A 12,621-nucleotide genomic window follows, 5' to 3' on the forward strand; every position below is an offset into this window, starting at 1 on the left:
TAAGCGACATCCACCATTTTTTTATCTGCCGCTACGCACCCTTGCGGCATACAGATCGACCGTCGTTTTCAGAATATCCAGCGTGACCGGTTTCGACAGGCAGCTATCCATTCCCGACTCAATACAGCGTTGTTTCTCTTCTGCCAGCGCATTTGCCGTCACTCCCACCACCGGCAAAGTCAAACCGAGCTGACGAATCCGTTGTGTCAGACGATAACCATCCATATTCGGCATGTTGACGTCGCTCAGCACAATATCAATGTGATTTTTACTCAACACATTCAGTGCATCGACACCGTCGTTTGCCGTTTTACATTGATAACCCAATGATCCCAGCTGATCTGCCAGCAAACGTCGGTTGATAGGATGATCATCGACAACAAGAATCATCATATCGTCATTTTTTTCATTGCTATCAACGACTACCGGTTGGGTGGAGTCAGTCCCTGGCAGATTAACCGTAATGCTGTAAATGCGCCCAAGGAGCAGCAATAAATCATGGGGTGCTGCAAGGCTATGCAACCAGCAACCCGGCGAGGCTTCAATTGGGATCCCGATATGGCGACGGCAGAAGATAATGGCGCCGCGCCCTTCCCAGGCATTTTCCAGCTCATCATCGGTTATCAAAATATCGTCGTTATCCGGCCTCTGACCCTGATACTGCTGAACATCGATTTGGTTACGAACAAGCACAGACTCGAGATATTTACTCAGCGAAGCATTACGCACCGCCAGCCAGCAGCGTTTATTAACCAACCCTTCGACCTGGGATTGCTCGGCGTATTTTGCAGCGTATAAAGGAATACGGATCGTAAACTGGCTACCCATCCCCACTTCAGTATCTACGGCAATATCACCATCCATCATGCTAATTAGCTTCTCGCAGATGGCCAGCCCAAGCCCTGTACCCTGGAAGTTGTGCTGCACGCCTGTGCCCACCTGGAAGAATGGGTCAAATAAGCGCGTGACTTCTTTAGCCGGGATACCCACGCCGGTATCACGCACACGCCAGGAGAGGTAGTCCCCTTCCACACTGACGTGAAGAACAATACAGCCAATATCGGTAAATTTGATGGCGTTACTGAGCAAGTTGGAAATGACCTGCTGCAAACGCATTGGGTCGCCTTGCAGCGTCAACGGCACATCCGGTTCGATAAAACAGTACAGTCCGAGCTGTTTACGCACCACTAGCGGCAGGTAGTTTGCGGTGATATGGCTCATCACTTCACGTGGTGAGAACTCATGCGGCTCTATTTTTAACTGCTCGGATTCAATTTTTGAGAAGTCGAGAATATCGCTGATGATTTTCAGCAACAGGCTCGATGAGTTGTTCATCGCCGTCACCAGGCGATCGACCCCTTTCGGTAGCTCTTTAGTTTGCAATAAATCCAGGTTACCGATGATGCCATATAGCGGTGTGCGCAGTTCGTGGCTCACGGTGGCTAAGAACATGGATTTTGACTGGCTCGCCTGCTCTGAGGCTTGTGCCATTTCCTGGAGCGACTCTTCCATCTTGACGCGCGCACTGACATCCACCAGCACACAAATTGCGACGTTTTCATTACGATAACGCGAATGGACAAAGCTAATCTGCAAGTTGGTGTGGCTACTGGTCAACACATCGACAAAGTTAACCTGCTGGCCACAGATAATTTGCGTTAACCGCTGTCGGTCTTCATGTGTCAGCATATTGAGATAATTGTGCGCCAGTTCGTTACTCAGAATGTTTGTCCCATCCTGAGTGCGCAAAATACAGATACCGACCGGCGCTGAGGCGACAATTTTACGGTTGAACTGCTCGTGCTCTTCGAGGCGCAGGGCATCATTTTCCGCCGGAATAAAGATCCGTTTTTCATACATACGCGCCAGAGTAAACAGCACAACTCCAACCAGGATATTCAGCAGCACCGCATTGAGAATCAACATGCGAATGCGTTCCAGCACCATATCCACAGGTACGGAGTACACCACGCTCATCGATGACGGCGGCAAGTTTTTCTTGAGAATAAATTGCTTATATCCGGCGGTATAGCCAAACCAGGAACGTTCCTGAAGCCATTTTTCATCAGGCTGAATGTTTGCTTCCGGGCCGGTAAGTGAAATCAATGGATGGCTATTTTCATCGAGAATTGTCACGCCAATTGGCATTGAACCCGGTGAAAGGAAGTTCTCCATACGAATGGTTTGCTCAACCCCCAACAGAGCCTGCAAGCGGTTAGCCAGATACACCGGCGTAAGAGTATAGAAATACCCGACTCCTGGGCGTGAACCCTGACCAATCCAGTAAATACTATTGCTGCGCTCATCCTGTGGTGCATTGCGATATTTCATGATGCGCTCATGCAGCGTTTTCAACGCTTTTTCACGCTCAAGGGGCATTTCACGTAGGCCGAAATCCGCCATGCAAAGATTGTCACCGCCAATTAAAAAGACGCGATTGAGATCGTAGGCCGCTGAGAAATTGTCTCGCCAATAGCGTAAAAACCACGCCAGGGATTGCAAAGAAGAACGCCAGGTTGAGCTGACAGCTGAACAGTCAGAGTCGGGGAACAACGGCATGAAACTCGGTGGGTCGACTCTGTTGTCATCATTTTCCACGGACGGCAACACGCCATTAGCGGCGGTCAGGCGATTTTCCGCAATGTACTTGAGCTCTTTCACCACATCAGACGTACGCTGGATATAACGCTGAGCCTGGTCAAAGCTGATATTAAATTCCTGGCGAATTTCTGACTCTTTTTCGTGTAGGGCATTCATGATGTAGAACACCGAAAAGAGCGCAATCAGCAGCCAAAGCAATAAAGCCAGTGCCCGAAACAGGTAGCGGGAGACTTTTAGTGTGGCGCGAAAGGAGACAAGATATTTCAAATTGAGCCTGGTCGTGGAAATAGCTAAACTTTGGATGCCGTTAAGGTAGCCGCAAAAATGGCAGCCCGCAACGGCAAACCGGTAAGGTTTATCGCGATCGATACCTACAAATTGCCGTGGCGGGCGCCTGTATTTATCCGATCGCGAGGTATTACTTTCAGAACTTTTCGATAACCTTGAAGTGCATCAACACCAGTGTCATATCCGGAGAGAACAGATCGTACTCTTCAAAAAAGCGTTTATGCTCGTTACGCCAGTACGCCAGCGTGCGGTCACCTTCACCTTCTGCCAGAGCGTGGGCTTCGCCCACCTGTTCAAAAGTAGTCATTTCCGTGGTGGTCAGTTCAATCGCGCAAACCGGCTTATTCTTGCCATCTACCACCACAAAGATATCGCCTGGCTGGGCAATACCCTCGCCATCCAGATTAGCGCAGGTGGCTGTTTTCACGCCATCGAGCACTAATTTAACCAGTTCGTCCGCCTGTTTTTCTGTATCACCAAATGCCCAGCGTTCTACATCTTCATACTTCTCAGGAATAGCCATTGAATTACCTTATGAGTTAAACCAAGCCTAACTTGATATTAAAATAAAAAACGCCCGATGCAATAAATGCATCGGGCGTTATGAGTCATATCAAACAACAAAATTCAGATTATTCGTCTGCTTCGTCGTCTGCTTCATCAGAAGCGTTGTCATCTACGTCTGCTTCAGGTGCGATTTCGTCATCACCTTCCGCAACGGTACCGTCGATAGCATCCAGTTCTTCTTCATCAACCGGTTCTGCAACACGTTGCAGGCCCACCACGTTTTCATCATCCGCAGTACGGATAAGAATAACGCCCTGGGTGTTACGGCCAACGACACTCACTTCAGAAACGCGAGTACGAACCAGAGTACCAGCATCGGTAATCATCATAATCTGGTCGGTATCTTCCACCTGTACCGCGCCAACAACACTGCCGTTACGCTCGGTCACTTTGATGGAAATAACGCCCTGAGTCGCACGTGACTTAGTCGGATACTCATCAGCTGCGGTACGTTTACCATAACCATTCTGCGTCACGGTCAGGATAGAACCTTCGCCGCGTGGAATGATCAGGGAAACGACTTTGTCTTCACCCGCAAGCTTAATACCGCGAACACCTGTTGCAGTACGGCCCATGGTACGAACGGCGTCTTCTTTGAAGCGCACCACTTTACCCGCAGCCGAGAACAACATCGCTTCGTTACTACCGTCGGTCAAATCAACACCAATCAGCTCATCACCCTCGTTGAGGTTGACGGCGATGATGCCCGCTGAACGTGGACGGCTGAAGTCGGTCAACGCAGTTTTCTTGACGATACCGCTTGCGGTCGCCATGAACACGTTAACGCCTTCAGCATACTCACGCACCGGCAGGATCGCGGTAATACGTTCGTTCGCTTCCAGTGGCAGCAGGTTCACAATTGGACGGCCACGCGCACCACGGCTCGCTTCAGGCAACTGATAAACCTTCATCCAATACAGACGACCACGGCTGGAGAACAGCAAGATGGTGTCGTGAGTATTGGCAACCAACAGACGGTCGATGAAATCTTCTTCTTTAATACGTGCTGCGGACTTACCTTTACCACCACGACGTTGTGCTTCGTAGTCGGTCAGCGGTTGATATTTCACATAGCCCTGGTGGGACAGAGTCACAACCACATCTTCTCGGTTGATCAAATCTTCAATGTTGATATCAGAGGTATTTGCAGTGATCTCAGTACGACGTTTGTCGCCGAACTGATCGCGCATGGCAACCAGCTCTTCGGTGATCACTTCCATCAGACGTTCAGCGCTGCCCAAAATGTGCAGCAACTCAGCGATCTGTTCCAGCAGCTCTTTGTACTCGTCGAGCAGTTTTTCGTGCTCAAGGCCAGTCAGTTTCTGCAAACGCAGATCCAGAATTGCCTGAGCTTGTTGCTCGGTCAGGAAATATTGACCATCACGAATACCGAACTCAGGTTCCAGCCACTCAGGGCGCGCAGCATCATCACCTGCACGTTCCAGCATGGCAGAAACATTGCCCAGCGCCCATGAACGGGCAATCAGGCCAGCTTTCGCTTCTGCTGCATTCGGAGAATGACGAATCAGTTCGATAATCGGGTCGATGTTCGCCAGAGCGATCGCCAGACCTTCGAGGATGTGCGCACGGTCGCGTGCTTTGCGCAGTTCGAAAATAGTACGACGCGTAACGACTTCACGACGGTGACGCACGAACGCAGAAAGAATATCTTTCAGGTTCATGATCTTCGGCTGGCCCTGGTGCAGCGCAACCATGTTGATACCGAAGGACGTTTGCAGCTGAGTCTGAGAATAAAGATTATTCAGAACCACTTCGCCCACTGCATCGCGTTTGATTTCGATAACAATGCGCATACCGTCTTTATCAGACTCGTCACGCAGAGCGCTAATGCCCTCAACGCGTTTGTCTTTCACCAGTTCAGCGATTTTCTCAATCAGGCGTGCTTTGTTAACCTGGTATGGAATTTCATGAACGATGATGGTCTCACGACCTGTTTTCGCATCTGCTTCAACTTCTGCACGGGCGCGAATGTAAATTTTGCCACGGCCGGTGCGGTACGCTTCTTCAATGCCACGACGGCCATTGATGATAGCGGCAGTTGGGAAGTCTGGGCCTGGGATGTGTTCCATCAACCCTTCAACGGTAATCTCTTCGTCTTCAATAAACGCCAGACAGCCGTTGATAACTTCAGTGATGTTATGAGGCGGGATGTTAGTTGCCATGCCTACTGCGATACCGGATGAACCGTTAACCAGCAAGTTAGGAATTTTGGTCGGCATAACATCAGGAATGCGCTCGGTTCCGTCGTAGTTATCGACGAAATCTACCGTATCTTTTTCGAGATCGGCCATCAGTTCGTGAGCGATTTTCGACATACGGATTTCCGTATAACGCATCGCCGCGGCGGAGTCACCGTCCACAGAACCAAAGTTACCCTGGCCATCTACCAACATGTAACGCAATGAGAATGGCTGCGCCATACGCACGATAGTGTCATAGACAGCGGTATCACCATGAGGGTGATATTTACCGATTACGTCACCAACAACACGGGCGGATTTTTTGTACGCTTTATTCCAGTCATTGCCCAATACGTTCATGGCGTAAAGTACGCGACGGTGTACCGGCTTGAGTCCATCGCGGACATCTGGCAGTGCGCGGCCGACAATAACCGACATCGCGTAATCCAGATATGAGCTCTTTAGCTCTTCCTCAATGTTGACCGGTGTAATTTCTCTGGCAAGGTCGCTCATGTATCCGCTATCCCTCTACTGTGTCCCGGATTCAAAGGTCGCAAATTATAACACAATCGCCCTACTTTGGGGAAACCACAACATGGTTGCCGAATGGTTTATTCACACACATTGACTGATATACTCCTGCCACGAAACGAACAAGGAGTGAGTAGCCCCATGAATGCCGAAAACCAGCCGGTTATCCAGAACGTCGACCATGATGAAATCGCCAAATTCGAAGCCGTAGCTTCACGCTGGTGGGATCTTGAAGGCGAATTTAAGCCTCTGCATCGCATCAACCCGCTGCGTTTGGGTTATATCAGCCAACGCGCAGATGGGTTGTTTGGTAAAACGGTGCTTGATGTCGGCTGTGGCGGTGGGATTCTGGCAGAGAGCATGGCGCGCGAAGGCGCTAATGTGACCGGGTTGGATATGGGTTTCGAGCCATTACAGGTTGCTAAGCTCCATGCGCTGGAAAGCGGTATTAAGGTGGATTACGTTCAGGAAACCGTTGAGCAGCACGCGGAAAAATTTGCCGGGAAGTATGACGTCGTCACCTGTATGGAAATGCTCGAGCACGTGCCGGATCCGAAATCGGTCGTCACTGCCTGCGCGAAATTAGTAAAACCGGGTGGCCACGTCTTTTTCTCCACTCTTAACCGTAATGGCAAATCCTGGTTGATGGCGGTGGTTGGTGCTGAATACATCCTGCGCATGGTGCCAAAAGGCACGCACGACATTAAGAAATTCATCAAGCCTGCGGAATTACTCTCCTGGGTTGACGACACCCCACTGCGCGAACGCCACATCACCGGGTTACATTTCAACCCGCTGACCAATACGTTCAAACTTGCACCAGGTGTCGATGTTAATTACATGCTGCATACAAAAGCTGAAAAATGATTTGTATCCATAAGCCAGATTGATGAAAATTGCGCGGTATCAAACCGCGCACTTATCAATGAAGTTTAAGAAATCAGCACTCGATCAAAAATATCATTTTTTTTGCATCCCATTGACAATTGTCACAGGCCTTATGTGACGTGGACTTAGCGAAATTCCGCTTGTCACAACCTTAAATCCGTCTCGAAATCAATACTTGTTCTCAGCCGATTAGTTACTAGAATACTCACCATATAGTGATCAAGTAATCCACAACCCCCTACATATAGTATTTATCCACAAGGTTAGCCACTAGAGGCCAACTGTGGATAAACGGGGCATTTTTCATTTCACGGACAGGTACAAACGCACATGAATCAGAGTCTGCTGGTTACAAAACGTGACGGTCGCACTGAGCGTATCGATCTGGATAAAATCCATCGAGTTCTGGATTGGGCCGCCGAAGGCTTAAATAACGTATCCGTATCACAGGTTGAACTGCGCTCGCACATCCAGTTTTATGACGGCATCAAAACCTCTGACATTCATGAAACCATCATCAAAGCAGCGGCCGATTTAATCTCTCGCGATGCGCCTGATTACCAGTATCTGGCTGCGCGCCTGGCTGTGTTCCATCTGCGCAAAAAAGCTTACGGTGAGTTCGAGCCGCCTAAACTCTATAACCATGTCGTGAAAATGGTTGAGATGGGCAAATACGATCAACATCTGCTGGAAGACTACACGGAAGAAGAGTTCAAGCAGATGGACGATTACATCGACCATGAGCGCGACATGAGCTTCTCCTACGCGGCTGTAAAACAGCTCGAAGGTAAGTATCTGGTTCAGAACCGTGTCACCGGCGAAATCTACGAAAGCGCACAGTTCCTTTATATTCTGGTTGCCGCGTGTCTGTTCTCCGGCTATCCGCGTGAAACCCGTCTGAGCTACGTGAAACGTTTTTACGATGCGGTTTCCTTGTTCAAAATTTCTCTGCCTACGCCAATTATGTCAGGCGTGCGCACCCCTACTCGCCAGTTCAGCTCTTGTGTACTGATCGAGTGCGGCGACAGTCTGGACTCCATCAACGCCACTTCCAGCGCGATTGTGAAGTATGTTTCCCAACGAGCAGGCATCGGCATCAACGCCGGTCGTATCCGTGCGCTGGGTAGCCCAATTCGCGGCGGTGAAGCGTTCCACACTGGCTGTATCCCGTTCTACAAACACTTCCAGACCGCAGTGAAATCCTGTTCTCAGGGCGGCGTGCGTGGCGGTGCTGCGACACTGTTCTACCCAATGTGGCACCTGGAAGTTGAAAGCCTGTTGGTACTGAAAAACAACCGTGGTGTTGAAGGCAACCGCGTCCGTCATATGGACTACGGTGTGCAAATCAACAAACTGATGTACACCCGTTTGCTCAAAGGCGAAGACATCACACTGTTCAGCCCGTCTGACGTTCCAGGTCTGTATGACGCATTCTTTGCCGACCAGGAAAAGTTCGAGCAGCTGTACACCAAATACGAAAAAGACGACAGCATCCGTAAGCAACGTGTGAAAGCGGTTGAGCTGTTCTCACTGATGATGCAAGAGCGTGCCTCAACTGGCCGTATCTACATTCAGAACGTTGACCACTGCAACACCCACAGCCCGTTTGACCCGGCTATCGCACCAGTTCGCCAGTCTAACCTGTGCCTGGAAATCGCGCTGCCGACCAAACCACTGAATGACATCAACGACGAAGACGGTGAAATTGCGCTGTGTACGCTGTCAGCATTCAACCTGGGCGCTATCAACAGCCTTGATGAGCTGGAAGAGTTAGCGATTCTGGCAGTACGCGCTCTGGATGCGCTGCTGGATTACCAGGACTACCCAATCGTTGCCGCTAAACGTGGTGCGATGGGTCGCCGTACTCTGGGTGTGGGCGTGATTAACTTCGCTTACTACCTGGCGAAGAATGGCGTTCGTTACTCCGATGGCAGCGCCAACAACCTGACGCACAAAACCTTCGAAGCGATTCAGTATTACCTGCTGAAAGCCTCGAACGAACTGGCGAAAGAGCAAGGCCCTTGCCTGTGGTTCAACGAAACCACCTATGCAAAAGGCATTCTGCCAATCGACACTTATAAGAAAGACCTGGATGTGATCAGCAATGAGCCGCTGCATCTGGACTGGGAAGCGCTTCGTGAGTCAATCAAGACCCACGGCCTGCGTAACTCAACACTTTCTGCTTTGATGCCGTCTGAAACCTCTTCACAGATTTCTAACGCTACCAACGGTATCGAGCCACCGCGCGGCCATATCAGCATTAAAGCGTCAAAAGACGGTATCCTGCGCCAGGTTGTGCCAGATTACGAAACGCTGAAAGACAACTATGAGCTGCTATGGGATCTGCCGAATAATGACGGTTACCTGCAATTAGTGGGTCTGATGCAGAAGTTTATCGACCAGTCGATCTCTGCAAACACCAACTATGACCCAACACGCTTCGCGTCTGGTAAAGTGCCGATGCAGCAGTTGCTGAAAGATTTGCTCACTGCTTATAAATTCGGTGTTAAAACGCTTTATTATCAGAACACCCGCGACGGTGCGGAAGATGCGCAAGACGACCTGGCGCCTTCAATCCAGGACGATGGCTGCGAAAGCGGCGCATGTAAAATCTAACTTAAAATCCCCTCACCTTGCTGAGGGGATTTTTTCGACGCATTACAGGATTTAACCTCATGGCTTACACCACTTTTTCACAGACGAAAAACGATCAGCTTGCAGAACCGATGTTCTTTGGCCAGTCGGTTAACGTGGCTCGCTACGATCAGCAAAAATATGACATCTTCGAAAAGCTGATTGAAAAGCAACTCTCCTTCTTCTGGCGTCCGGAAGAAGTGGACGTTTCCCGTGACCGTATCGACTATCAGGCGCTGCCCGATCACGAAAAACACATTTTCATCAGCAACCTGAAATACCAGACTCTGCTGGACTCCATTCAGGGCCGCAGCCCGAACGTGGCTCTGCTGCCGCTGATTTCCATCCCTGAGTTGGAAACCTGGGTTGAAACGTGGGCGTTTTCCGAAACCATCCATTCACGCTCTTACACCCATATCATCCGTAATATCGTTAACGATCCGGCGATTGTGTTTGACGATATCGTTACTAACCAGGAAATCTTAAAGCGCGCAAAAGATATCTCCGGTTACTACGACCGACTGATTGAGATGACTAGCTACTGGCATCTGCTGGGTGAAGGTACGCACAACGTGAACGGCAAAACCGTGACCGTGAACCTGCGTGCACTCAAGCGCCAACTCTATTTATGCCTGATGAGCGTTAACGCACTAGAAGCGATTCGCTTCTATGTCAGCTTTGCCTGCTCCTTCGCATTCGCCGAGCGCGAACTGATGGAAGGCAACGCGAAAATCATCAAACTGATTGCCCGTGACGAAGCGCTGCACCTGACCGGGACTCAGCACATGCTGAACCTGATGCGCTCCGGTGAAGACGATCCTGAAATGGCGGAAATCGCCCAGGAATGCCGCCAGGAATGCTACGACCTGTTCGTACTGGCTGCCGAGCAAGAAAAAGAGTGGGCAAGCTATCTGTTCCGCGACGGTTCGATGATCGGTCTGAACAAAGATATTCTCTGCCAGTATGTTGATTACATTACCAACATCCGTATGCAGGCAGTTGGCCTGGACCTGCCATTTAAAACGCGCTCTAACCCAATCCCATGGATTAACGCCTGGCTGGTGTCTGACAACGTGCAGGTTGCACCGCAAGAAGTGGAAGTGAGCTCTTATCTGGTCGGTCAGATTGATTCGAACGTTAACACCGACGATTTAAGCGATTTCCAGCTGTAATTTATGAGCCGTATTACGCTACGAATCACCGGAGCACAACTCCTGTGTGAAGAAGAACATCCTTCCCTGCTGGCGACGCTGGAATCTCACCAGGTCGCCGTGGAATATCAGTGCCGGGAAGGTTATTGCGGCTCCTGTCGTATCCGGTTGACGGCAGGCGAAGTGAAGTGGCTTACCGAACCGCTGGCGTTTATCCAGCCCGGTGAAATACTGCCCTGCTGCTGCCAGGCGCAGGGCGATATTGAGATAGAGATGTAAAAAAAACCTCCCGCTGGAGGTTTTTTATTTTCTGGGGATTACTGACCTTCCCGCGCTTTCATTTCCTGGTGATGTTTGTTTTCACCCACCATCACCACCAGCAGCAGAATCACGGCCATAATACTGCCGCCTATCATCACCATAAAGCCGCCGTCCCAGCCAAAGAAATCAACGGTATAACCGACAATGGCACTCGCGGCGACCGACCCACCGAGGTAGCCGAACAAGCCAGTGAAGCCCGCTGCCGTTCCCGCGGCTTTTTTCGGTGCCAGTTCCAGCGCGTGCAGGCCAATCAGCATCACCGGTCCGTAGATCAGGAAGCCAATCACAATCATACACGCCATATCCACACTCGGATTTCCCGGCGGGTTCAGCCAGTACACAATGGTCGCAATCGTCACCAGAATCATAAAGAACACACCGGTTGCGCCGCGGTTGCCTCTGAACACTTTGTCCGACATCCAGCCACACAGCAGCGTGCCAGGGATCCCGGCGTATTCATAAAGGAAATAAGCCCAGGATGATTTATCCAGCGCGAAGTGCTTCACTTCTTTCAAATACGTTGGCGACCAGTCGAGAATGCCGTAACGCAGCAAGTAGACAAAAACGTTAGCAATGGCGATGTACCACAGCAGGCGGTTAGGGAAAACGTACTGCATGAAGATCTGTTTAGCCGTCAGTTCCTCTTCCGTTTTGTCGTTGTAGTCGTCCGGGTAATCGTTTTTGTACTCTTCGATTGGCGGCAAGCCGCAGGATTGCGGGGTATCGCGCATTAATGCAAAGGCAATCAATGCCACCAGAATCGCCGCAAAGGCTGGCATATAAAGTGCCGCATGCCAGTCGTTAAACCACGCCATCCCGAGTAAGAACAGCAATGGCGGCAAACCCCCACCCACGTTATGTGCGCAGTTCCAGACAGAAACAATTCCGCCACGCTCTTTCTTGGACCACCAGTGCACCATGGTGCGCCCACACGGCGGCCAGCCCATGCCCTGGAACCAGCCACATAAGAACAGCAGCACAAACATCACTGCGATGCTCGATGTCGCCCATGGCACAAATCCCATGAATAGCATGACTAACGACGCCAGAATTAAACCGGCGGGTAAGAAAACTCGCGGATTAGAGCGGTCAGAAACCGACCCCATGATGAATTTTGAAAAGCCGTAGGCGATAGAAATACCAGAAAGCGCGAATCCTAAATCCCCTCGCGAGAAACCTTGCTCAATCAAGTAGGGCATCGCCAGGGTGAAGTTTTTACGCACCAGATAGTAGGCCGCGTAACCGAAGAAAATACCCATAAAGATTTGCCAGCGCAGGCGTTTATAAGTTGGATCTATGTGCTCGCTTTTCAGCCGTGGCTGATGGGCGGTAGGTTTGAAAATGCTCAGCATAAATGCCTCCGTGGCAGGTTTTATCAGGCAATGTTCTTTTGCGAGCGCATGGTAAGAATTATCCCGTCTGGTTAGTGTGAAACACCC

Annotated in this window: 8 protein-coding genes; 4 read left to right on the forward strand and 4 right to left on the reverse strand. The window is 50.4% G+C overall.

Features of this window, described 5'->3' with window-relative positions:
• Nucleotides 1-21 precede the first annotated feature (21 nt).
• The 3 genes from rcsC to gyrA form a co-directional block, all read right to left on the reverse strand.
• Nucleotides 22-2,868, reverse strand: coding sequence for a two-component system sensor histidine kinase RcsC (rcsC, locus tag EDF88_RS07000; RefSeq protein ID WP_134183707.1), 2,847 nt, complete (start codon nucleotides 2,866-2,868; stop codon nucleotides 22-24).
• 157 nt (nucleotides 2,869-3,025) lie between these two features.
• Nucleotides 3,026-3,412, reverse strand: coding sequence for an ASCH domain-containing protein (locus EDF88_RS07005; protein ID WP_064517149.1), 387 nt, complete (start codon nucleotides 3,410-3,412; stop codon nucleotides 3,026-3,028).
• A 109-nt stretch (nucleotides 3,413-3,521) separates the two neighbouring features.
• Entirely contained in the window at nucleotides 3,522-6,170 is a 2,649-nt protein-coding gene (gene gyrA, locus EDF88_RS07010; protein ID WP_134183709.1) for a DNA topoisomerase (ATP-hydrolyzing) subunit A, read from the reverse strand.
• Nucleotides 6,171-6,329: 159 nt separating this feature from the next.
• Here gyrA and ubiG point away from each other — a divergent pair, with 159 nt between their 5' ends.
• The 4 genes from ubiG (at nucleotide 6,330) to yfaE (ending at nucleotide 11,140) form a co-directional block, all read left to right on the forward strand.
• A complete protein-coding gene (gene ubiG / locus EDF88_RS07015; RefSeq protein WP_064517145.1) occupies nucleotides 6,330-7,055 on the forward strand; it encodes a bifunctional 2-polyprenyl-6-hydroxyphenol methylase/3-demethylubiquinol 3-O-methyltransferase UbiG in 726 nt (241 codons plus the stop codon).
• 351 nt (nucleotides 7,056-7,406) lie between these two features.
• On the forward strand, nucleotides 7,407-9,692 hold the full coding sequence (nrdA, locus tag EDF88_RS07020; protein WP_134183711.1) for a class 1a ribonucleoside-diphosphate reductase subunit alpha: 2,286 nt from the start codon (nucleotides 7,407-7,409) through the stop codon (nucleotides 9,690-9,692).
• 59 nt (nucleotides 9,693-9,751) lie between these two features.
• Complete coding sequence (gene nrdB / locus EDF88_RS07025) at nucleotides 9,752-10,882, forward strand: class Ia ribonucleoside-diphosphate reductase subunit beta (RefSeq protein WP_064517141.1); 1,131 nt, start codon at nucleotides 9,752-9,754, stop codon at nucleotides 10,880-10,882.
• A gap of 3 nt (nucleotides 10,883-10,885) precedes the next feature.
• On the forward strand, nucleotides 10,886-11,140 hold the full coding sequence (gene yfaE, locus EDF88_RS07030; RefSeq protein WP_134183713.1) for a class I ribonucleotide reductase maintenance protein YfaE: 255 nt from the start codon (nucleotides 10,886-10,888) through the stop codon (nucleotides 11,138-11,140).
• A gap of 38 nt (nucleotides 11,141-11,178) precedes the next feature.
• Here the strand turns inward: yfaE and glpT are convergent, their stop codons facing one another.
• Nucleotides 11,179-12,534 (reverse strand): glycerol-3-phosphate transporter, encoded by a 1,356-nt coding sequence (gene glpT, locus EDF88_RS07035; RefSeq protein ID WP_134183715.1) that lies wholly within the window; start codon nucleotides 12,532-12,534, stop codon nucleotides 11,179-11,181.
• Between the last annotated feature and the right edge of the window lie 87 nt (nucleotides 12,535-12,621).

The organism is Buttiauxella sp. BIGb0552, assembly GCF_004366275.1.
In the GTDB taxonomy this organism is placed as follows: domain Bacteria; phylum Pseudomonadota; class Gammaproteobacteria; order Enterobacterales; family Enterobacteriaceae; genus Buttiauxella; species Buttiauxella gaviniae.

What these genes read in the sequence shown, in the direction of transcription:
- EDF88_RS07005 (WP_064517149.1), bottom strand. Translation starts at nt 3,412, where the DNA reads ATGGCTATTCCTGAGAAGTATGAAGATGTAGAACGCTGGGCATTTGGT.
- gyrA (WP_134183709.1), bottom strand. Translation starts at nt 6,170, where the DNA reads ATGAGCGACCTTGCCAGAGAAATTACACCGGTCAACATTGAGGAAGAG.
- ubiG (WP_064517145.1), top strand. Translation starts at nt 6,330, where the DNA reads ATGAATGCCGAAAACCAGCCGGTTATCCAGAACGTCGACCATGATGAA.
- nrdA (WP_134183711.1), top strand. Translation starts at nt 7,407, where the DNA reads ATGAATCAGAGTCTGCTGGTTACAAAACGTGACGGTCGCACTGAGCGT.
- nrdB (WP_064517141.1), top strand. Translation starts at nt 9,752, where the DNA reads ATGGCTTACACCACTTTTTCACAGACGAAAAACGATCAGCTTGCAGAA.
- yfaE (WP_134183713.1), top strand. Translation starts at nt 10,886, where the DNA reads ATGAGCCGTATTACGCTACGAATCACCGGAGCACAACTCCTGTGTGAA.
- glpT (WP_134183715.1), bottom strand. Translation starts at nt 12,534, where the DNA reads ATGCTGAGCATTTTCAAACCTACCGCCCATCAGCCACGGCTGAAAAGC.